Consider the following 19,872-nt stretch of genomic DNA (forward strand, 5'->3'; position numbering starts at 1 on the left):
TATGATGTGCATCACGCCCCGCGTATAGTCCATTTTTCACGTTCATCGCGCGATGGCGGGGTTAACCCCCGTTTTACGCGTTTTCCCTAACGCCTTTTCAGACTCGGAATCCCATGCGTTTTTTAGGCATCGATCTCGGCACGGGCTCCCTCAAGCTCGCGATCGTCGATGAAGCCGGACGCGACATCGCGTCGTCGAGTGCGGCGTACGCGGTGACGAGCGCGCAGCCCGGCTGGGCCGAAACCAGCGTCGATGCGTGGCATGGCGCGCTCGTCGACGCAGCATCGCGTTTGCCCGCCAACGAGCGTCAAGCGGTGCGCGGCATCGGCTTTTCGGGGCAGATGCACGGCGTCGTTTTGACCGACGCGCATGGCCACGCGCTTCGCCCCGCGATGCTGTGGCCCGACACCCGTGCCCGCGATCTGCTCGACGCGTGGCGCGAGCCGCAGCCGAATCCGGTCGCGCCCGGCATGGCGGGGCCGTTGCTGCGCTGGCTCGCATCGAACGAACCGCGGATCGCGGCGCAAACGCGCTGGGCCTTGCAGCCGAAAGACTGGCTGCGCGCGAAGCTCGGCGGTGCGTTCGTCACCGATGCATCCGATGCGTGCGCGACCGCGCTCGCCGCGCCATCGGGCGAATGGGACGAGGCGCTGATCGACCGGCTCGGCTTGCCGCGCGCGTGGTTCGCGCCGCTCGCGGCATCGCATGAAGTCGGCGGCGCGTTGTCTGCGGCGTCGGCGTCCGCGCTCGGTCTCGAAGCGGGCATTCCGATGGCCGTCGGCGCCGGCGATACGCCGTGCGCTGCGCTCGGCAGCGGCCTTTGCGCCGATGGCGACGCGCTCCTCACCACCGGCACCGGCGGGCAGATCGTCGTCATGTGCGCCGACGCGCCCGCGCCCGTGCACGGCCTGCACACGTATCGCGCGGCCAACGGCGCGTGGTATCGCATGGCGGCGATGCAGAACGTCGGCGTCGCGCTGGAAGCGGTGCGCGGCTGGCTCGGTTACGCATCGTGGCCCGACGCCTACGACGACGCCTTCGCCGCGTCCGCGAGTGCATCGGTGAGTTTTCTGCCTTATCTGAGCGGCGAACGCTCACCATGGATGAACCCGAACGCGCGCGGCGGCTGGCTCGGACTCGGCCTCGAGGACACGCGCGGCACGATGATGCGCGCCGCGTTCGAGGGCGTGGCATTCGCATTGCGTGCGGGACTCGACGCGATTCGCGCCAACGGCACGCCGCTCGATGCGATGCTGCTCGCGGGGGGCGGCTCGGTCGATCCGCGCTGGCGGCAGTTGCTCGCCGATGCATTGCGCGTCGAGCTGCGCGCCGTCGATTGCCCGAACGCGGCGACGCGAGGCGCGGCGCTGCTCGGCGGCATCGCGGCGGGGCAGTGGCGCATCGGCGATATCGCTTCGCTCGCACCGAAGGCGACGCTCGCCGCGACGCCGCGTCCGAATCCGTCGCTCGATCAGCGGCTCGCGCGTTTCATCGATCTGTACCGGCGCACCGAAGACTGGTTCGCGATCGGGCGCGAGTCCGCTTAAACTTGCGTACCTTGGATCCCGACGCCATGCGCGCCGGGGAGTATGAAGCGACGCTTCATATGAGCGGTAACTGAAGCTCGCTTCGTCACGACAACATCGAACTCAGCCATGCCCGCACCGTCACCGTCACATCCCGATTTCCGCTCGCGCGCGTTCCTGCTCGATCACGCGCTGCGCACGATGACCTTCTATCATCCGCACTGCATGGACCCGGCGGGCGGCTTCTACCACTTCTACAAGAACGACGGCACGATCTACGACCGCACGTCGCGTCATCTCGTGTCGAGCACCCGCTTCGTCTTCAACTATGCGATGGCCTACAAGCACTTCGGCCTCGACGAATATCGCGGCGGCGTGGCGCATGGCATCGAATATCTGCGCGAGGTTCATCGCAATCCGCAGACGGGCGGCTATGCGTGGACGTTGAACGGCCGCGACGTCACGGATGCAACGAATCATTGCTATGGCCTCGCGTTCGTCGTGCTCGCGTATGCGAAGGCGGTCGAAGCCGGATTCGACGAAGCGCGCGCGTATCTCGACGAAACCTGGCATCTGATGGAGACGCACTTCTGGGACGCGCAGCACGGCCTTTACAAGGACGAGGCGAGCGCGGACTGGCAAGTGTCCGACTATCGCGGGCAGAACGCGAACATGCATACGTGCGAAGCGCTGCTCGCCGCGTTCGAAGCGACCGGAGAAGCGCGCTATCTCGATCGCGCGGCGCTGCTCGCGGACAACATGGTGAATCGGCAGGCCGCGCTCGCGGGCGGGCTCGTGTGGGAACACTACAAGCCGGACTGGTCGATCGACTGGGACTACAACAAGGGCGATCGCAGCAATATTTTCAGGCCGTGGGGCTTTCAGCCTGGGCATCAGACGGAATGGGCGAAGCTGCTGCTGATCCTCGATCGTCATCGGTCGGAGGCGTGGCACGTCACGCGTGCGCGCGAGCTGTTCGACCGCGCGCTGCAATTGTCGTGGGATCACGAGCACGGCGGCATGGTCTATGGCTTCGACACCGAAGGCAAGTTCTACGACGAAGACAAGTATTTCTGGGTTCAGGCGGAATCGTTCGCGGCGGCTGCGCTGCTCGCGGATCGCGCGCAACGCGATGGCGACGCGGCGCTTGCCGCGCGTTACTGGAACGATTACGACCGCCTGTGGACTTATAGCTGGGAGCATTTCGTCGATCACAAGTGGGGTGCGTGGTATCGCATTCTCACGCGCGACAATCGCCAGTACAGCGACGAGAAAAGCCCGGCGGGCAAGACGGACTATCACACGATGGGCGCATGCTACGAAGTCCTGAATATCGTGCGCTGAAACAATCACAACCTTGGGAGTCAGACGATGAAAACGAAAGCAGCAATCGCATGGGAAGCCGGCAAGCCGTTGACGATCGAAGAGGTCGATCTCGAAGGTCCGCGCGCGGGTGAAGTGCTGATCGAGGTGAAGGCGACGGGCATCTGCCACACCGATTACTACACGCTCTCCGGCGCGGATCCGGAAGGCATTTTCCCCGCGATTCTCGGGCATGAAGGCGCGGGCGTCGTCGTCGATGTCGGGCCGGGCGTCGGCACGTTGCGAAAAGGCGATCACGTCATTCCGCTCTACACACCGGAATGCCGCGAGTGCAAGTTCTGTCTGTCGCGCAAGACCAATCTCTGCCAGAAGATTCGCGCGACGCAAGGCAAAGGCCTCATGCCCGATGCGACTTCGCGCTTCTCGCTCGATGGCAAACCGCTGTTCCATTACATGGGGACGTCGACGTTTTCGAATTACATCGTCGTGCCGGAGATCGCGGTGGCGAAAGTGCGCGAGGACGCGCCGTTCGACAAGATCTGCTATATCGGTTGCGGCGTGACGACGGGCGTCGGCGCGGTCGTGTATTCGGCGAAGGTGGAAGCGGGCGCGAATGTCGTCGTATTCGGACTGGGCGGCATCGGCCTGAACGTGATACAGGGCGCGAAGATGGTGGGCGCGGACAAGATCATCGGCGTCGATATCAATCCGGGCCGCGTCGAGCTCGCGAAGAAGTTCGGCATGACGCACTTCATCAACCCGAAGGAAGTGGAGAACGTCGTCGATCACATCGTGCAATTGACCGATGGCGGCGCGGATTATTCGTTCGAATGCGTCGGCAATACCACGCTCATGCGTCAGGCGCTCGAATGCACGCACAAGGGCTGGGGCCAGTCGTTCATCATCGGCGTGGCGGCGGCGGGGCAGGAAATCAGCACGCGTCCGTTCCAACTCGTCACGGGCCGCGAATGGAAGGGCTCGGCGTTCGGCGGCGCGCGCGGCCGCACGGATGTGCCGAAGATCGTCGACTGGTACATGGAAGGCAAGATCAACATCGACGATCTGATCACGCATCATCTGAAGCTGGAGCAGATCAACGACGGCTTCGACCTGATGAAGAAGGGCGAGTCGATTCGTTCCGTCGTCATCTATTGAGCTACTGAGCGAGGAAAACGCGATGCTGGAACTCGTGGAAGAACATCGTTGTTTCGATGGCGTGCAGCGCATCTATCGGCATGAATCGCAGACTATCGGCCTGCCGATGCGCTTTTCCGTCTTTTTGCCTGCTGCCGCGTCTTCTTCGAAGGTGCCGGCGTTGTTTTATCTCGCCGGCCTGACTTGCACCGAAGAGACGTTCCCGATCAAGGCGGGCGCGCAACGTTACGCGGCGGAGCACGGCATCGCGCTGATTGCGCCGGATACTTCGCCGCGTGGCGCGGATATTCCGGGCGAGACGGATTCGTGGGATTTCGGCGTCGGCGCGGGGTTTTATGTCGATGCAACGCGCGAGCCTTGGGCGCGGCGTTATCGCATGTACTCGTATGTGACGCAGGAGTTGCGCGAGACAGTTCTCGCGGAGTTGCCGGTGCGAGAGGATCGTATCGGCATCTTCGGGCATTCGATGGGCGGGCACGGGGCGCTCGTGCTCGCGTTGCGCAATCCGGATCTTTATCGGAGTGTGTCGGCGTTTGCGCCTATTGCGGCGCCGTCACAGTGTCCGTGGGGCGTGAAAGCGTTTTCTGGCTATCTCGGCGATGATCGTTCGGCGTGGGCGCAGTACGATGCGAGCGAGTTGATTCTCGGCGATGCGGCTGCCCGGTTCGAAGGCGGGATTCTCATCGATCAGGGACTGGCGGATCAGTTTCTCGCCGAGCAGTTGCACCCTGATGTCTTGGAGCGCAATGCGCGTGATGCCGGACACAGTTTGATCGTGCGGCGGCATGAAGGCTATGACCACGGGTATTTCTTTATTTCTACCTTCGTCGGGGAGCATGTCGCGCATCATGCGCGGGTTTTGTGTCGGTGAGGTTTTTTGATGTTCCGGTCCGCTGAAGGCGTTGAAGGAGAGCGGACCCCGATCGATACAGGCTTGTCGCGGCCGGACGACAATCCGGGTTGCTTGCCTCGGGAGATATGTATGCCTGGAAGCAGGCCCGTATCTAATGCGACAGTGTTTGCGCAGGTGTGAAACAAGCTCGCGCGCCGATATGTTCGAGAATGCAGGCTCCGGGTTCGTCAACACAAAATGACCTGGGTTCTCTTCCAATCTGGCTTTTAACTCTGTAAGTTCGTTATCCATATCAATGGCTTAGATAGAGATATGCAGGAACGTTCGTACCTAGTGTCGACGATCGGTAAATCGGTCACGTATAACGATGAAAACGAAGCCAACATTGCTGACGAAAGGGGGCTAGTCGCTATATGGGCTAATACACTGTTCGCGTTTGTTGGCTTAAAGCTCAACGACCGAGATCGAAACGTAATAACTCCGCGCTTAACGTTCGGTACACCCATAAATGGCAGCGAGTCAATTGCGGGCCACGATTCCCTTTTAATCTCCGATCAAGGCTGAGCCATGCGTAAAGCAGCGATACGCGAGGGCGATCCAACAACCACAGGTGGTTACGTCATCGCAGGTTCATCGACGATCAGCGACGACAGACGGAAAGTCGCTCTTAGCGAGGATCAAGCGACGTGCGGAAGCTGCAACGGAGCGCACAGAATTCATGGCACCGGTCTAGGCATAAAGGAAAAGGGCCTTTGTGCGGTCGTCGAAGGCGACATAGTACTTTGCCCGTGCGGTAAAAATCGTGTTGCCGTGGGAAGAAATCCAGGCATCTTTCTAAGGAGTGGCGGGGACAAGGGTCACGCGCTAACTACGAGAGCGCCGTCGCCAGCGGATATTGCTCCTTCTGTCTTCGACGAGTTGATTGTGTTGCGGGACGAGGACGGCCAGCCAATTTCGCATCAACGCTTTCGCATCAAGTCAGCGGACGGCGCGACATACGAGGGCATCACGAGCGATGCAGGCGAGACCGTACGCGTTCGCACGAATGCACCCCTACAAATCGAAATCGAACTCTTGGTATAGAGATGACCGGATTGAATGTCCAATTCTTGAGGAATCACCGCGCACAAACTAACGCCAATCAAGCGAGCACGCACGCGGTGACCGTAGAGACGCGCTACCTACGCTTGCCTGACGACACACACGGCTGGATTGACGTAATCATTGAAGCTACCCGTGACCGGGTTAGCCTCTGCGAATACACGAAGGTTGCTTTGGTGAAGGATGATGGCGAGCGCACCTACTTCCGAATCCAAGATGGATCGATTGCCGTTGGTCAATTGGCAAGCATGAAAAGCAGTGCCGCAAAAGCGCATTTCAAGAAGACGGCGCCAACCGTTGCGACGAACACGGTCTCGGTGAAGTACGGAACTCTTGGTAAAGAAGACTCACCGTTCAAAGGTCGACTCCGGCAGCAATGGGCCACGCTGAATGTCGGAGGCGAGGCCATTACAGTCACGCTCAATAGCGTCTGGAATGAGGGATACACACCGATCGCTTCGGGACGTCACCGGATCATGTCACCAGATCGGTCTCATGCGAACGTAAGTACCGAGGGATATCGAAATAGTTATCCCGGAAGGATCAAAGCGAACGATGTCTGGTTTCCCATCGAACTTGAAGGCGGACGCGGAAACTCATCTCGATACGTGCACATTGGTCACTTGTCAGAGGGTTGCGTGACCGTGCATGACATCGTTCGCTGGAATTTGGTCTATAACTACCTCATTTCGCACCGGCTTCCGGATACAGACGGGAAGTATGTGGCTTTGTTGGATGTTGATAAATGAAGAAGCTGTTAAGTTTGAGTATTTTGATCTTCGCAACGATTGCGCGGGCGGATAGCGATCCGACTGTTGTAACTCATGCAAGCTCCTCATTCAATGACACGGCAGAGCCTCCGCTCGCGTGTGGTGATTTTCTGAAGCAGATGGGACGGGATCGACCGGAAATTGTTTTCGTGGGGTGCCGGTCGATTGAAGGAAACAATGCGAATGATCCTGGTTTTGAAGCGACTTACCACGTCAAAGGTAAACATATCGATGCGACCGATAACTGGATCGGTACTTGGGCGAAATGGGAACGCCTGCGGTTCTCCTGTTGCCAGTGGGATGCGCCGAGGGGCTTTTACCGGGACAATCTGGGATCACACTATGAAGTCAACCTGTTCGCGGAGGCGTACATTAACGGGGGGATCATGGTGAACCAGCGTAAGGACTTTCCAAAGCTACCCTACGCAATCTTGACCATAACACACTACCTGTACCGGCCCTAGCACGTGTAGCAAGCTCTTTGACCGCCCGCGAGAGTTCGTGGAAGAGTGCCTATGCCCTCAGAGAAACCAAGCCCTCGCGCATGATCCTGCCTTGTGTGCATGACTTTTTCTTTGAAAGATCGTCGGAACGCACGAACGGGTATCCAGATGAGTCGGCTATGCTGCTCCGAACTGCGGTCGGAAGCGTCTCGCGGACGAATCCTTTCGTTGCGCAGGACCAGAGTAAGCGCTAAAGCGCTAACTCTGGTCGACGGCAAAGAAAGTGACTGCCGCCCCGCACAGGGGCAGTGCTATTAGGCCGACATGAACATTGGATCCGGCGAAGAAATCAACGAAACCGGGCTCCAGCGAAGAAATCAATTCCCCCGCCTTCCCAACAGGCTCGCCCCATAAACAACCGCAGCCAGCATAGTGATCCAGAAACTAGTAGGCCAATCGGTATAGAAGGCGAGCGTAAGCCCAACCCAAGCCTGTGCGAGTGCAAACAGCGCCGCAAGCACGAGCCCTGACGACAATCGCGTCGTGACGTTCTGCGCCGCCGCCGCGGGCCCGACCATCAACGCAAAAACGAGCAGCACCCCGACGATCTGCGTGCAAGCCGCGACTGCCAGCGCGGTGATCGCGAGAAACATCACGGAGACGAGCCGCAACGACACGCCCTTGGCCTCCGCGAGCTCCGGCTGCAAGGACGCAAACAACAAAGGCCGCATGATGACCGCAAGCGCACCGAGGCTGACGACAGCGAGCCCGGCAAGCACGACCAGCGTGTCATGACTCACGCCAAGCACGTTGCCGAACAGAAGCGCAGTAGCCTGAGTCGCATACGCGGTGAAGAAGTGCAGAAACAGCAACCCGAACCCGAGCGAGAGAGAAAGAATCACACCGATGGCCACATCGCGGCCCGAGAGCCGCTCGCCGAGCGCACCCATCCCGACGCCCGCCGCGAGCGTGAATCCGACCATCCCCCAGAGCGGCGGCATGCCGAGCAGCACCGCGCCCGTCGCGCCGGTAAAGCCGACGTGCGATAGCGCGTGACCCGCGAAGGTCTGTCCGCGCAGCACGAGAAAATACCCGACGATCCCCGACAGCACCGCGACGATCCCCGACGCCGCGAATGCATTCACCATGAAGTCGTATTCGAACATTGCGCTTTCTATTTGACGTGACTGTGGCTGTGGCCGTGATCGTGCTCATGGCCGTGATCGTGTTCATGCTCGTGCTCTCCGCCTTCCTCGTGCGCGTGATCGAGCTTGTCGATTTCGACATCGCCCGACATCACGAAGATGCGGCCGTTCACGCGCATCACGTCGATGGGCGAGCCGTACAGACGCGAGAGCACCGGCTTCGAAATGACTTCATCGACAGTTCCGAGCGCCGCGCGCCCGCTGCCGAGATAAAGCACGCGGTCGAGCGAATTGAGCAGCGGATTGAGTTCGTGCGCCGAGAACAGCACGGTGATGTTCAACTCGCGCTGCACGCGCCGCACGAGTTCGACGACCCCCGTCTGATGCCGCGGATCGAGGCTGATCAGCGGCTCGTCGAGCAGCAACAGACGCGGATTGCCGAGCAGACACTGCGCGAGCAAAAGACGCTGGCGCTCGCCGCCCGACAACTCCGACAACGGACGCGAAGCAAGCTGATGCGCGCCGACGAGCTCCAGCACGCGCTCGACATCCGCACGGATGCGGGCATTGCGATGCGGCAGTCCCCAGTGATGACCATCCGCGGCCATCGCGACGAAATCGCGGCCGAGCACGCGCCGGTTCGCGAGACCCGTGCGTATCTGCGGCATATAGCCGATCGACGGATTGCCGCGCACGACCGCTTCGCCATTCACGCGAATCGTCCCGCTCTTCACAGGCACGAGTCCGAGCAGGGCGCGCATCAGCGTGGTCTTGCCCGCGCCGTTCGGCCCGAGCACGCCGATGAACTCGCCGTTCTTCACCGTGAAACTCGCGTCGTTGAGAATCTCGCGCCCGCCGAGCGCGAGCGTCACGCGATCGACTTCGAGCGCGGGCTGCATCGTCGCATTCATCGCTGCCATCCTTGCAAGGCGCCCGCTAGCGAGTCGAGCTGCGACTGCATCCATTGCTGATACGTCTTCTTCGCGGGCAAAGTCTCCGTCACGCTGATGCTCGGCACATGCGCGTCCTTCGCGATGTCGAGCAGACGCTTCGTCAGCGCGCCCGTCGCCTGGCTGTTGTAGATGAGCACGTGCACGCGACGCTCGCGCAGATCCTTCTCGAACGCGGCGATGTCGGCGGGACCCGGCTCGGTCTCGTTCATCGACGCGAGCTGGAAGCGCTGGTTGCGCATCTCGAAGCCGATCGCATCGGCCATGTAGCCGAACACCGGCTCGGTCGCCGTCACGGGCACGCCCTTGTAATGCGACTTCATCTGCGCGACGGTCGCGTCGATCGGTTTCATCGAATCGAGGAACGCTGCGAGGCGCGCGTCGTAATCGCTCTTGTGCGACGGGTCCGCGCTCGCGAGATACGCGCTCACCGCCTTCGCGACGACGGGCATCGTCGCCGGGTCGTACCAGAGGTGCGGATTGTCGCCGCCCTTCTTGCCGACGAGCTTCGCCGCGACGATCGCCGTGCGCTTGCCATTGCTCTTGGATGCCGCGAGCAGCTTGTCCATCCACGGATCGTAATCCGCGCCGTTATAGACGACGAGCGCCGCGTGCTGCAACGCGCGCGCGGTCTTGGGACTGGCTTCGAAGAGATGCGGGTCTTCGTCCGGATTGTTGAGGATGCTCGTCACCTGCACGTGATCGCCGCCGAGCTGGCGAATGACGTCGCCGTAAAAGTTCTCCGCCGCGACGACCGGCACGCGCGCGGTCTGTGCCGATGCCGCGCTGCAAAAGCCGAGCGCGAGGGCGAAGCAGGTCAGGACGTGCGCGAGTTTCATCGATTTCCTTGCAAGTGAGATGTTCTTGAGACGCGGCGATTCAGACATCGCGATGTTTTCGCTGGCAATCGGCGCACAGCCCGCTCAACTCCACGACCTGGTGATGCACCTGAAAGCCGTGCGCGGGCGGGCTCGCCGACAGCGACGATGCGAGTTCGCGGCCCTGAATTTCGAGCGTCGCGCCGCATTCGTCGCAGATGAGGAACTGGCTCTCGTGAGGCTTGCCGGCATCGCAACACGCGATGAACGCGTTCTTCGATTCGATGCGATGCACGAAGCCGTTATCGACGAGAAACTCCAGCGCGCGATACACCGTGGTCGGCGGCACGCGCGCGCCGCGTTGCGGCTCCATCGCGTCGATGAGGTCATAGGCGCCGATCGGCTTGTGCGCCTTCAGCACGAGTTCGTAGACTTGACGGCGCAGCGGCGTCAGCGCGACGCCGCGCTCGATAGCGAGCGCTTCGGCGCGCGCCAGCATGTTTTCGACGGATGCGGTCATGTGATATCGGCCACGCAGAGGTGGCTGCAAAAGGTTGAAGCGCGAGCGAGGGCCGCTCGTCGGACGTTTGGGCGATGATATAACGTATCACGTTCCGTTGCACATTCGCGCACGCTTTATTTTCGGCGGCCGCGGTACGCCTTTTGCTCTCGCGCGCTTGCCGGACGGGGTTTTCCCGAGGTTTTGCGATGTTTGCGCGCCGCAGCATCGAAAGCTGTGTTGACACCTTGACACGATCACGCGCAGCGCCGATCATTCGATCAAACAGAGAGCAATTGTTCATTCGCGGAGCGTTCGCTCGCCGCGAGGGACAAAAAACTATCGGAGACATCGGTGAGATTGAGAGACAAGGTCGCGATCATCACGGGCGCCGCGAGCGGCATCGGCGAAGCAGTTGCGCGGCGCTATCTGGAAGAAGGCGCGAACGTCGTCGTCGTGGATGTGAAGAACGAAGACGACATGGCCCAGCGCTTCGCGGACGTGGCCGACCGCGTGCTCGCGCTGAAGGCCGACGTCACGCAGCGCGACGACATCGCACGCATCGTGACGCGCACCGTCGAACGTTTCGGCGGCATCGACATTCTCTTCAACAACGCGGCGCTTTTCGACATGCGCCCGATCCTCGACGAATCCTGGGACGTCTATGACCGCCTCTTCGCGGTCAACGTCAAAGGGATGTTCTTTCTGATGCAGGCGGTCGCGCAGCGCATGGTCGAGCAGGGGCGCGGCGGCAAGATCATCAATATGTCATCGCAGGCCGGGCGGCGCGGCGAAGCGCTCGTGTCGCATTACTGCGCGACCAAGGCGGCGGTCATCAGCTATACGCAATCGGCGGCGCTCGCGCTCGCGAAAGAGCGCATCAACGTGAACGGCATCGCGCCGGGCGTCGTCGACACACCGATGTGGAAGGAAGTCGACGCGCTCTTCGCGCGTTACGAGAATCGTCCGCTCGGCGAGAAGAAACGGCTCGTCGGCGAAGAAGTGCCGCTTGGACGCATGGGCGTGCCCGACGATCTGACGGGCGCGGCGCTCTTTCTGGCGTCATCGGATTCAGATTACATCACCGCGCAGACGCTCAATGTCGACGGCGGCAACTGGATGAGCTGACGCGCCGCACGCGCGCCACGCAGCTTGAAGCGCGGGAAGCACCGTCTATAGTGAAACGGCGTCGAGTCGATGGCGCCAAGTCGGCGAAGGCAAGGGCGGCAACAAGGATAACCCCGGCAACCACGCGATCCACGATCGCGCACCCTCAAAAAGCAGGCAGCGGCATCCACGGCGCTTGCGTCATGCAGCGAGACCATCACGGCGCCCGTGCCAACAAAAAGGAGACGAACTCAATGAAACGCACTCAACGCATCGTTCGAGCACAACCGCGCGCGCGTCGCGCTCCGTTCGCGACCGCGGCGCTGTCCGCCGCGCTTGCAGCGGCCGCGCTCGTGCCGCTGTCGGGGCATGCCGCGACGACCATCACCATCGCGACGCTGAACAATCCGGACATGATCGAGCTGAAGAAGCTCGCGCCGGCGTTCGAAAAGGCCAATCCGGACATCCAGCTGAAATGGGTGATTCTCGAAGAGAACGTGCTGCGCCAGCGCGCCACGACCGACATCACGACCAACAGCGGCCAGTTCGACGTCATCACCATCGGCACGTACGAAGCACCGCAGTGGGGCAAGCGCGGCTGGCTCTCGCCGATGACCGGCCTGCCCGCCAACTACGATCTCGACGATGTCGTGAAGACCGCGCGTGACGGCCTCTCGTCGGGCGGCGTGCTGTATGCGCTGCCGTTCTACGTCGAAAGTTCGATGACGTACTACCGCAAGGATCTGTTCCAGGCCGCGGGACTGAAGATGCCCGATCAGCCGACCTACGACCAGATCAAGCAGTTCGCCGACAAGCTCACCGACAAGTCCAAAGGCCAGTACGGCATCTGCCTGCGCGGCAAGGCGGGCTGGGGCGAGAACATGGCGTACGTGTCGACGGTCGTGAACACGTTCGGCGGCGAGTGGTTCAACGAGAAGTGGCAGGCGCAGCTCGACACGCCCGAATGGAAGAAGGCAGTCGGCTTCTACGCCGATCTGCTGAAGAACGACGGCCCGCCGGGAGCGAGCTCGAACGGCTTCAACGAGAACCTCACGCTGATGTCGTCCGGCAAGTGCGCGATGTGGATCGATGCGACGGTCGCGGCAGGCATGCTCTACAACAAGTCGCAATCGCAGGTGTCGGACAAGATCGGCTTCGCGGCCGCGCCCGTCGCCGTCACGCCGAAGGGCTCGCACTGGCTGTGGTCGTGGTCGCTCGCGATCCCGAAGACGTCGAAGCAGCAGGAAGCCGCGAAGAAGTTCGCCGCGTGGGCGACGTCGAAGGAATACATCGAGATGGTCGGCAAGGACGAAGGCTGGGCATCGGTGCCGCCGGGCACGCGCAAGTCGACCTACGCGCGCCCCGAGTACAAGCAGGCCGCGCCCTTCGGCGACTTCGTGCTGAAGGCGATCGAAACCGCCGATCCGAACGATGCGACGCTGCACAAGGTGCCGTATAGCGGCATCCAGTTCGTCGGCATTCCGGAGTTCCAGTCGTTCGGCACGGTGGTCGGCCAGTCGATCGCGGGCGTCGTCGCCGGACAGACGAGCGTCGATCAGGCGTTGAAGGCCGCGAATGCCGCGGCGGATCGCGCCGTGAAGCAAGCGGGCTATCAGAAGTAATTCCTGTGGTAACGGGCCGCGTCGCCTGATGCGGCCCGGGAAGCATCATCGAGAGGTGACACGATGAGTCAACTGAATCCCCCCATCACCGATCATCATCTGGAGGAGTCCGCCGCCGAACGCGACAAGCGCCGCGCGAAGTCGGTGCGATGGCTGATCTCGCCGTCGACCGGACTGCTCTTCCTGTGGATGGCCATTCCGCTCGCGATGACGATCTGGTTCTCGTTTTCGCGCTACAACCTGCTGAATCCCGATGTCAAAGGTTTCGCGGGCTTCGACAACTTCGAGTTTCTCGTCACCGACCCCGCGTTCGGGCCGTCCATCGGACATACGCTGACGCTGATCGTGTCGGTGCTCGTCATCACGGTCGTAGGCGGCGTGCTGCTTGCCGTGCTGTTCGATCGCAAGTTCTTCGGACAGGGCATCGCGCGTCTGCTCGTGATCGCGCCGTTCTTCGTGATGCCGACGGTCTCCGCGCTCATCTGGAAGAACATGATCCTGCATCCGGTGTACGGCCTGATCGCGAGCCTGATGCGCTCGATGGGCATGCAACCGATCGACTGGTTCGCCGACTATCCGCTTTTCGCGGTCATCGTGATCGTCGCGTGGCAGTGGCTGCCGTTCGCCTTCCTGATTCTCTTCACGGCGATCCAGTCGCTCGATCAGGAGCAGAAGGAAGCGGCGCGCATCGACGGCGCGGGTCCGTTCGCGATGTTCTTCTTCATCACGCTGCCGCATTTGAAGCGCGCGGTGGCCGTGGTCGTGATGATGGAAACCATCTTCCTGCTGTCGATTTTCGCGGAAATCTATACGACGACGGGCGGCGGTCCCGGCACCGCGACGACGAATCTGTCGTACCTGATCTACGCGCTCGGCCTGCAGCAGTTCGACGTCGGCCTTGCATCGGCGGGCGGCATTCTCGCGGTGATTCTCGCCAATATCGTCGCGTTCTTCCTCGTGAGAATGCTCGCGAAGAACCTCAAAGGGGAGTACGAGTCATGAGCACGCAATCGGTCAATGTTCCGCCGCGGACTTCCGCGCTCGGCCATGCGAAGAACATCGTGCCTGGCATCGTCGCGTGGATCGTGTCGATCCTGCTGTTCTTCCCGATCTTCTGGATGACGATCACCGCGTTCAAGACCGAGCAGCAGGCGTATTCCTCGTCGCTGTTCTTCACGCCGACGCTGGAGAGCTTCCGCGAAGTGTTCGCGCGCAGCAATTACTTCGGTTTCGCGTGGAATTCGGTGCTGATCTCGGTCGGCGTCACGGTGCTCTGCCTGATCCTCGCCGTGCCGTGCGCCTACGCGATGGCCTTCTTTCCGACCAAGAAGACGCAGTCGGTGCTGCTGTGGATGCTGTCGACGAAGATGATGCCGTCGGTCGGCGTGCTCGTGCCGATCTATCTGCTGTGGAAGAACACGGGCCTGCTCGATACCGTGTCCGGCCTCGTGATCGTGTACACGCTCATCAATCTGCCGATCGCCGTATGGATGGCCTACACGTACTTCAACGAAGTGCCGAAGGACATTCTGGAAGCGGGCCGCATCGACGGCGCGACGACGTGGCAGGAAATCGTCTATCTGCTGATGCCGATGGCGTTGCCCGGTCTCGCATCGACGGGGCTCTTGCTCATCATCCTGTCGTGGAACGAGGCGTTCTGGAGCATCAACCTGTCGAGCTCGAACGCGGCGCCGCTGACGGTGTTCATCGCGTCGTATTCGAGTCCGGAAGGCTTGTTCTGGGCCAAGCTCTCGGCGGCTTCGTTGCTCGCGGTCGCGCCGATTCTGATCGTCGGCTGGGTCTCGCAGAAGCAACTGGTGCGCGGCCTTACGTTTGGCGCGGTGAAGTGAGGACGCACTCGTGAATCTCACTCCATCCCGAGACGCCAATCTCGAAGATCGCCTGCTGATCTGCGATTGCGACGGCGTGCTGATCGACAGCGAAACGGTGGCGGCGCGCGTGCTCGTCGCCGAGTTGCAGGCGCTGTGGCCGGGCGTCGATGTCGAGCCGGTCGTGATGCCGCTGCTCGGCCTGCGCATCGAGGCCGTGCTCGCCAGCGCCGCCGATACGGTGAACCGGACGCTGACGCACGATCAGGTCGTCGCCATCCGGCGGGCCGTCGAAGCCGCGGCGATGCAGGCGCCGACCGTGCCGGGCATCGCCGAGGCGCTCGCGGCCGTGCCCTTCACGAAGGCGTGCGCGAGCAACAGCTTCTCGGCGTATGTCGATGCCGTGCTGCAGCGCACGGGTCTGCTGCGCTTTTTCGGCGAGCGGCGTTTCTGCGCGGACATGGTCGCGAATCCGAAGCCCGCGCCGGACGTGTATCTCGCGGCGGCGCGCGCGATGCGCATCGATCCGCTGCGCTGCCTCGTCGTCGAAGACAGCGTGACCGGCGTGACGGCGGCGCGCGCGGCGGGCATGCCGGTGCTCGGCTTCATCGGCGGCGGACACGCGACCGAAGGGCAGATCGGCGCGCTCGAAAAAGCGGGCGCGCAGGCGGTATTCGACGACATGACGCGACTGCCTGCGCTCGTCGAGCAATGGCTGCAGAACGCGACGTTCGAACTCAGATAGCGATGGCGTTTCATCGCATCGCCAATGAAGACTGGAGACACACACCATGGCTAGCCTGACACTGCGCAACATCAGCAAGCGTTATGAAGAAACCGAGGTGATGCGCAACATCAACCTCGATATCAACGACGGCGAGTTCGTCGTGTTCGTGGGCCCGTCGGGCTGCGGCAAGTCGACGTTGATGCGGATGATCGCCGGCCTCGAAGACATCAGCGGCGGCGACCTGATGATCGACAATGCGCGCGTGAATGAGCTCGCGCCCGCGAAGCGCGGCATCGCGATGGTGTTCCAGTCGTACGCGCTTTATCCGCACATGACGCTGTACGACAACATGGCGTTCGGCCTCAAGCTCGCGGGCGAGAAGAAGCCCGCGATCGACGCCGCCGTGAAGAACGCCGCGAAGATTCTGCACATCGATCATCTGCTCGATCGAAAGCCCAAGCAGCTTTCGGGCGGCCAGCGTCAGCGCGTCGCGATCGGGCGCGCGATCACGCGCAAGCCGAAGGTGTTCCTCTTCGACGAGCCGCTCTCGAACCTCGACGCCGCGCTGCGCGTGAAGATGCGCCTGGAATTCGCGCGCCTGCACGACGATCTCAAGACGACGATGATCTACGTGACGCACGATCAGGTCGAAGCGATGACGCTCGCGGACAAGATCGTGGTGCTGTCGGCGGGGAACATCGAGCAGGTCGGCACGCCGAACACGCTTTATCACGCGCCGGCGAACCGGTTCGTGGCGGGCTTCATCGGCTCGCCGAAGATGAACTTTTTGTCGGGCACCGTCGCCGCGGTGCAGAACGACGGCGTCCTCGTGAAGTACGCGACGGGCGAGACGCAACTCGTCGGCGTGCTGCCGGGCAATGCGAAGCCGGGCGATGCGGTGACGGTCGGCGTTCGTCCGGAGCATCTGCAGCCGAATTCGCCGGAAGCGGGCGATTACGGTCTCTCCGCGACGGCGATGACCGTCGAGACGCTCGGCGATGCGGCGTATCTGTACGCGGAAACCGAAGTCGCGCCGGATGGATTGATCTCGCGCATTCCGCCGCTGGAGAAGCACGCGCGTGGCGAGAAGCTGAAGCTCGGCGCGTCGCCTGAGCATTGTCATCTGTTCAACGCGGAAGGGCAGGCGTTTACGCGCAAGGTGGTCGATTCGTGGCTGCGGGAGCACGCGACGGCCGCTTGAGCGTTCCTCGGGTGTTGCGGGCGCGGTTCGTCGGGACCGCGCTTTTTCGTTTTATGCCGCGTTATTCGACCTGACACCTTCCCAAAGGGCTTCGGTGCAAAGCGCAATGTGCTCCGGACTGCGCGGATAGACTTGCTCGCGGGCCTTTACGACTTCGTCGAGCATTCCCAGCAACCGGCATTCGAGCTCGACGCGGCTTGCGCCCCAAGTCATATCGATATCGGAGATGGCAACGCCTACGGATCGGTGCAGCTTGATCAGGGCATCGACGATATCGAGATTCGGGTCGTAGCGGATAGCGTGTTTCTGAATGAACGCGCGCCGGAACATGGTGCTCGGATTGGCTAGATAAGCCGCTCCGAGAAGAAAGCGGCCTTTGATGGTCGCATCGTCGAGCGGAAAGTCGGTTATGGATTCTTCGTCGCCAAAGAGCCTGATCTGAGAGCCGACCACGGTCACATCCGGATTCGCATCGAGAAAATCTGCCTGTTTTCGGAGACGCCCCGGTTCGGCCAGATCGTCGTGATCGATGCGCGCGATGTATTCGCCCCGGCACAGATCGAAACCGCGATTGGCGTTGGCAGGGCGGCCCTGATTGTGCTCGAGCGGGAAGATGCGGATGCGCTCGTCGTTCAGGCTTCGAACGAGTGAGAGCGTGTCGTCGGTGCTGGCGTCGTCGAGAACGAGGATTTCGAAGTCGGCGTCCTGGTTGAGCAACGATTTCAACGTTTCGACGATATGCGATTAGGTGTTATAGGTTGGAACGACGATTGATATTTTTGGCATTACTAATAGTGAAGGAATAGAGTCGGCGCGTAGCTTACGTCCCAATGTCGCTCAAAAGGAACCAGCGCATCGATTAATCATTTGAGTTGCCTGCAAATCGATGATCCGCGTCAAAACCTTGCTTCTCTCGGCTTCCTCCTAATCAAATCACGACAGCGAGCCGCTAGCATGTCGTGCACATTTATGCACCTGACGCGACAAGGAGAAGCAGTGCGTTTCGACGGCTATTTCATCAATCTGGATCGGAGTCAGGATCGGCGCAAGTCGATGGAGACGCAACTGGCGAGCATCGGCTATCAGGATCGAATCGTGCGTTTCCCCGCGGTTGACGGCATCGCGCAAGGACCGTTCGACAACGCGGGCAAGAACTGCGTCTGGGCATGTCGGCAATCGCACGAACGGGTAATCCTCAACTCCTCCGCCGACACCGCCACCGTCGTGCTGGAAGACGACGTGGAACTGAGCCCGCTCTTTCCGACGCTCATCAACGATCACATACTCGCGGCGCACGTCGGCAACAATCCCGACCTCGACCTGATGTTCCTCGATTGCGCACCCGTATTCGACCGCGTGTCGCTTCTGCTGCTGGAGGCGGAGAAGCGCATGAACGGCCGCGCGAATCCGCAATTGCTCGGCGATGGCCGTCACTATTTCGACAATGTCAGTTTGTTCGACGCGAGGGCAACCTACGCGTTTTGTGCGGCGGCGTACGTTGTCACGCCGAAGGGAAAGCAGAAACTTCGTACGCTGTATTCAGCGTCGGAAGACCAGGCCGTGCCGGTCGACATGCTTTTCAGGCACTGGCTGCACTTCGACGGGCTTTCCGGCCAACTGGTCGTTCCGTTCCTCGCAACGCCGGAATACATGAGCGCATCGACGATTTCGTACGATGCACTCGACGCGCCCGTCATCGATCAGACAGTCGGCCTGGCGATCGGCGCCATCCGCAGGCTGCTCTTCGCCGGCGATGCCAATCTCGACACGAACAGGATCGATGCGCTCATCGAAGCCGGCCCGCGTTCGCCCGAATACAAGCTAGGGCTGGAACTTGCCGCAGCGATGATGAGGGCGTCGTAAAACCGTACCCGTATCGGGCGATGCGCGATAATCTCGGCTTTCGACCGGCCACATCCGATGACCGGCGCCGAACCCCCATACCGCCATGCCCGTCCTGAACGAAATCTTCGTCTATCCGATCAAGTCCTGCGCGGGCATTTCACTGCGCCGCGCGACGCTCTTCGAGACCGGCCTCGAATACGACCGCCACTGGATGGTGATCGACACCGCCGGCGCCATGTTCACGCAACGCTCGCATCCGCGCATGGCGCTGGTCCGCACCGCGTTCGATGCCGATGATCTCGTCATCGACGCGCCCGGCATGCCGACCCTGCGCACGCCCTTGCGCGCCGAAGCGCTCGCCGATGCGAAGCCGATTCGCGCGACCGTCTGGCGCGACACCGTCGATGCGCTCGACGCGGGCGAACAAGCCGCGCACTGGTTCAGCACGTTCCTCGGCGTATCCGCGCGGCTCACGCGATTCGCACCGGCATCCCGCCGCGATGTCAGCGATAAATGGACCGCGCCGCAATCCACGCACACGCGTTTCGCGGATCAGTTTCCGTTGCTGGTCGTCGGTCAGGCATCGCTCGACGATCTCAACGCGCGGCTGTCGGCCAAAGGCGCGCCGGGCATCGCGGCGAATCGCTTCCGCCCGAACCTCGTGATCGGCGGACTCGATGCTTACGGAGAGGACTACGTCGGCGAAATGCGGATCGGCAATGCGCAATTGCGGCTCGTGAAGCTCTGCACGCGCTGTCCGATTCCGTCGATCGATCAGGCGACGGGCGCGCCGAACCCGGCATGGCCGCACGAACCGCTCGACACGATGAGCGCGTACCGTGGCAGCGACCAGTTCGACGGCGCGCTCACCTTCGGCAAGAACGCGATCGTTCTGGAAGGCGAGGGCGTTGCGCTGGAGATCGGACAGGAAGTGGAAGCGGAAATCGACTTCTGAGCC

General features: G+C 61.7%; 20 protein-coding genes. 15 read left to right on the forward strand and 5 right to left on the reverse strand.

All coding sequences use genetic code 11. The annotated features are described in order from the left end of the window. Window positions 1–113: 113 nt before the first annotated feature. The 7 genes from NCS67_RS02120 to NCS67_RS02145 all read left to right on the forward strand — a co-directional run bounded on the left by NCS67_RS02120 (window position 114) and on the right by NCS67_RS02145 (window position 7,192). Window positions 114–1,547, forward strand: coding sequence for a xylulokinase (locus NCS67_RS02120; protein ID WP_250433841.1), 1,434 nt, complete (start codon window positions 114–116; stop codon window positions 1,545–1,547). A 108-nt stretch (window positions 1,548–1,655) separates the two neighbouring features. Next, a complete protein-coding gene (locus NCS67_RS02125) occupies window positions 1,656–2,870 on the forward strand; it encodes an AGE family epimerase/isomerase (protein ID WP_250433851.1) in 1,215 nt (404 codons plus the stop codon). 27 nt (window positions 2,871–2,897) lie between these two features. Further along, on the forward strand, window positions 2,898–4,004 hold the full coding sequence (locus tag NCS67_RS02130) for an S-(hydroxymethyl)glutathione dehydrogenase/class III alcohol dehydrogenase (RefSeq protein ID WP_008351283.1): 1,107 nt from the start codon (window positions 2,898–2,900) through the stop codon (window positions 4,002–4,004). Between the two features lie 22 nt (window positions 4,005–4,026). After that, window positions 4,027–4,875 (forward strand): S-formylglutathione hydrolase, encoded by an 849-nt coding sequence (gene fghA / locus NCS67_RS02135; RefSeq protein WP_034474375.1) that lies wholly within the window; start codon window positions 4,027–4,029, stop codon window positions 4,873–4,875. 549 nt (window positions 4,876–5,424) lie between these two features. After that, window positions 5,425–5,940, forward strand: coding sequence for a PAAR domain-containing protein (locus NCS67_RS31980; RefSeq protein WP_075583623.1), 516 nt, complete (start codon window positions 5,425–5,427; stop codon window positions 5,938–5,940). A gap of 2 nt (window positions 5,941–5,942) precedes the next feature. After that, entirely contained in the window at window positions 5,943–6,707 is a 765-nt protein-coding gene (locus NCS67_RS02140; protein ID WP_250433854.1) for a hypothetical protein, read from the forward strand. After that, window positions 6,704–7,192, forward strand: a complete 489-nt coding sequence (locus NCS67_RS02145; RefSeq protein ID WP_034474379.1) for a DUF4952 domain-containing protein — start codon at window positions 6,704–6,706, stop codon at window positions 7,190–7,192. The genes NCS67_RS02140 and NCS67_RS02145 overlap by 4 nt, the downstream gene beginning before the upstream one ends. A 356-nt stretch (window positions 7,193–7,548) precedes the next feature. On the opposite strand, the gene NCS67_RS02150 is transcribed toward NCS67_RS02145, so the two are convergent. Genes NCS67_RS02150 through NCS67_RS02165 form a run of 4 tightly spaced genes read right to left on the reverse strand, consistent with a single transcriptional unit; the run spans window position 7,549 to window position 10,604 of the window. After that, a complete protein-coding gene (locus tag NCS67_RS02150; protein WP_250433856.1) occupies window positions 7,549–8,337 on the reverse strand; it encodes a metal ABC transporter permease in 789 nt (262 codons plus the stop codon). An 8-nt stretch (window positions 8,338–8,345) separates the two neighbouring features. Beyond that, the gene (locus NCS67_RS02155; RefSeq protein WP_008351261.1) at window positions 8,346–9,227 is read right to left on the reverse strand and encodes a metal ABC transporter ATP-binding protein; all 882 of its coding nucleotides are present in this window, start codon (window positions 9,225–9,227) and stop codon (window positions 8,346–8,348) included. Then, window positions 9,224–10,105 carry a metal ABC transporter solute-binding protein gene (locus tag NCS67_RS02160; protein ID WP_250433858.1) on the reverse strand — a complete coding sequence of 294 codons (882 nt, stop codon included), beginning with the start codon at window positions 10,103–10,105 and terminating at the stop codon, window positions 9,224–9,226. The genes NCS67_RS02155 and NCS67_RS02160 overlap by 4 nt, the downstream gene beginning before the upstream one ends. A 40-nt stretch (window positions 10,106–10,145) precedes the next feature. Beyond that, entirely contained in the window at window positions 10,146–10,604 is a 459-nt protein-coding gene (locus NCS67_RS02165; RefSeq protein ID WP_008351259.1) for a Fur family transcriptional regulator, read from the reverse strand. Window positions 10,605–10,937: 333 nt separating this feature from the next. Here NCS67_RS02165 and NCS67_RS02170 point away from each other — a divergent pair, with 333 nt between their 5' ends. The 6 genes from NCS67_RS02170 (at window position 10,938) to NCS67_RS02195 (ending at window position 17,069) form a co-directional block, all read left to right on the forward strand. Next, a complete protein-coding gene (locus NCS67_RS02170) occupies window positions 10,938–11,711 on the forward strand; it encodes an L-iditol 2-dehydrogenase (protein WP_034474387.1) in 774 nt (257 codons plus the stop codon). A 233-nt stretch (window positions 11,712–11,944) separates the two neighbouring features. Then, window positions 11,945–13,312 (forward strand): ABC transporter substrate-binding protein, encoded by a 1,368-nt coding sequence (locus tag NCS67_RS02175; RefSeq protein ID WP_008351257.1) that lies wholly within the window; start codon window positions 11,945–11,947, stop codon window positions 13,310–13,312. Between the two features lie 63 nt (window positions 13,313–13,375). Beyond that, window positions 13,376–14,314: a carbohydrate ABC transporter permease gene (locus tag NCS67_RS02180; protein ID WP_008351256.1), complete on the forward strand. Its 939-nt coding sequence runs from the start codon at window positions 13,376–13,378 to the stop codon at window positions 14,312–14,314. Then, window positions 14,311–15,162 carry a carbohydrate ABC transporter permease gene (locus tag NCS67_RS02185; protein ID WP_008351255.1) on the forward strand — a complete coding sequence of 284 codons (852 nt, stop codon included), beginning with the start codon at window positions 14,311–14,313 and terminating at the stop codon, window positions 15,160–15,162. The genes NCS67_RS02180 and NCS67_RS02185 overlap by 4 nt, the downstream gene beginning before the upstream one ends. A 10-nt stretch (window positions 15,163–15,172) precedes the next feature. After that, a complete protein-coding gene (locus tag NCS67_RS02190) occupies window positions 15,173–15,886 on the forward strand; it encodes an HAD family hydrolase (RefSeq protein ID WP_250433860.1) in 714 nt (237 codons plus the stop codon). A gap of 46 nt (window positions 15,887–15,932) precedes the next feature. Continuing rightward, window positions 15,933–17,069, forward strand: coding sequence for an ABC transporter ATP-binding protein (locus NCS67_RS02195; protein ID WP_008351252.1), 1,137 nt, complete (start codon window positions 15,933–15,935; stop codon window positions 17,067–17,069). A gap of 51 nt (window positions 17,070–17,120) precedes the next feature. On the opposite strand, the gene NCS67_RS02200 is transcribed toward NCS67_RS02195, so the two are convergent. Then, window positions 17,121–17,795 (reverse strand): glycosyltransferase family 2 protein, encoded by a 675-nt coding sequence (locus NCS67_RS02200; protein WP_284504030.1) that lies wholly within the window; start codon window positions 17,793–17,795, stop codon window positions 17,121–17,123. Window positions 17,796–18,065: 270 nt separating this feature from the next. Between NCS67_RS02200 and NCS67_RS02205 the strand changes: the two genes are divergently transcribed. Both NCS67_RS02205 and NCS67_RS02210 read left to right on the forward strand, forming a co-directional pair. Then, complete coding sequence (locus NCS67_RS02205; RefSeq protein ID WP_250433864.1) at window positions 18,066–18,932, forward strand: glycosyltransferase family protein; 867 nt, start codon at window positions 18,066–18,068, stop codon at window positions 18,930–18,932. An 85-nt stretch (window positions 18,933–19,017) separates the two neighbouring features. Further along, a complete protein-coding gene (locus tag NCS67_RS02210) occupies window positions 19,018–19,869 on the forward strand; it encodes an MOSC domain-containing protein (RefSeq protein ID WP_250433873.1) in 852 nt (283 codons plus the stop codon). The last annotated feature ends 3 nt before the right edge of the window (window positions 19,870–19,872 follow it).

Source organism: Caballeronia sp. ATUFL_F2_KS9A (assembly GCF_023630765.1).
Taxonomy (GTDB): domain Bacteria; phylum Pseudomonadota; class Gammaproteobacteria; order Burkholderiales; family Burkholderiaceae; genus Caballeronia; species Caballeronia zhejiangensis.

Excerpts from the sequence above, each read along its gene's own strand:
- NCS67_RS31980 (WP_075583623.1), top strand. The coding sequence starts at position 5,425 with ATGCGTAAAGCAGCGATACGCGAGGGCGATCCAACAACCACAGGTGGT.
- NCS67_RS02185 (WP_008351255.1), top strand. The coding sequence starts at position 14,311 with ATGAGCACGCAATCGGTCAATGTTCCGCCGCGGACTTCCGCGCTCGGC.
- NCS67_RS02140 (WP_250433854.1), top strand. The coding sequence starts at position 5,943 with ATGACCGGATTGAATGTCCAATTCTTGAGGAATCACCGCGCACAAACT.
- NCS67_RS02195 (WP_008351252.1), top strand. The coding sequence starts at position 15,933 with ATGGCTAGCCTGACACTGCGCAACATCAGCAAGCGTTATGAAGAAACC.
- NCS67_RS02150 (WP_250433856.1), bottom strand. The coding sequence starts at position 8,337 with ATGTTCGAATACGACTTCATGGTGAATGCATTCGCGGCGTCGGGGATC.
- NCS67_RS02175 (WP_008351257.1), top strand. The coding sequence starts at position 11,945 with ATGAAACGCACTCAACGCATCGTTCGAGCACAACCGCGCGCGCGTCGC.
- NCS67_RS02125 (WP_250433851.1), top strand. The coding sequence starts at position 1,656 with ATGCCCGCACCGTCACCGTCACATCCCGATTTCCGCTCGCGCGCGTTC.
- NCS67_RS02145 (WP_034474379.1), top strand. The coding sequence starts at position 6,704 with ATGAAGAAGCTGTTAAGTTTGAGTATTTTGATCTTCGCAACGATTGCG.
- NCS67_RS02165 (WP_008351259.1), bottom strand. The coding sequence starts at position 10,604 with ATGACCGCATCCGTCGAAAACATGCTGGCGCGCGCCGAAGCGCTCGCT.
- NCS67_RS02180 (WP_008351256.1), top strand. The coding sequence starts at position 13,376 with ATGAGTCAACTGAATCCCCCCATCACCGATCATCATCTGGAGGAGTCC.
- NCS67_RS02160 (WP_250433858.1), bottom strand. The coding sequence starts at position 10,105 with ATGAAACTCGCGCACGTCCTGACCTGCTTCGCCCTCGCGCTCGGCTTT.
- NCS67_RS02210 (WP_250433873.1), top strand. The coding sequence starts at position 19,018 with ATGCCCGTCCTGAACGAAATCTTCGTCTATCCGATCAAGTCCTGCGCG.
- NCS67_RS02120 (WP_250433841.1), top strand. The coding sequence starts at position 114 with ATGCGTTTTTTAGGCATCGATCTCGGCACGGGCTCCCTCAAGCTCGCG.
- NCS67_RS02130 (WP_008351283.1), top strand. The coding sequence starts at position 2,898 with ATGAAAACGAAAGCAGCAATCGCATGGGAAGCCGGCAAGCCGTTGACG.
- NCS67_RS02155 (WP_008351261.1), bottom strand. The coding sequence starts at position 9,227 with ATGAATGCGACGATGCAGCCCGCGCTCGAAGTCGATCGCGTGACGCTC.
- fghA (WP_034474375.1), top strand. The coding sequence starts at position 4,027 with ATGCTGGAACTCGTGGAAGAACATCGTTGTTTCGATGGCGTGCAGCGC.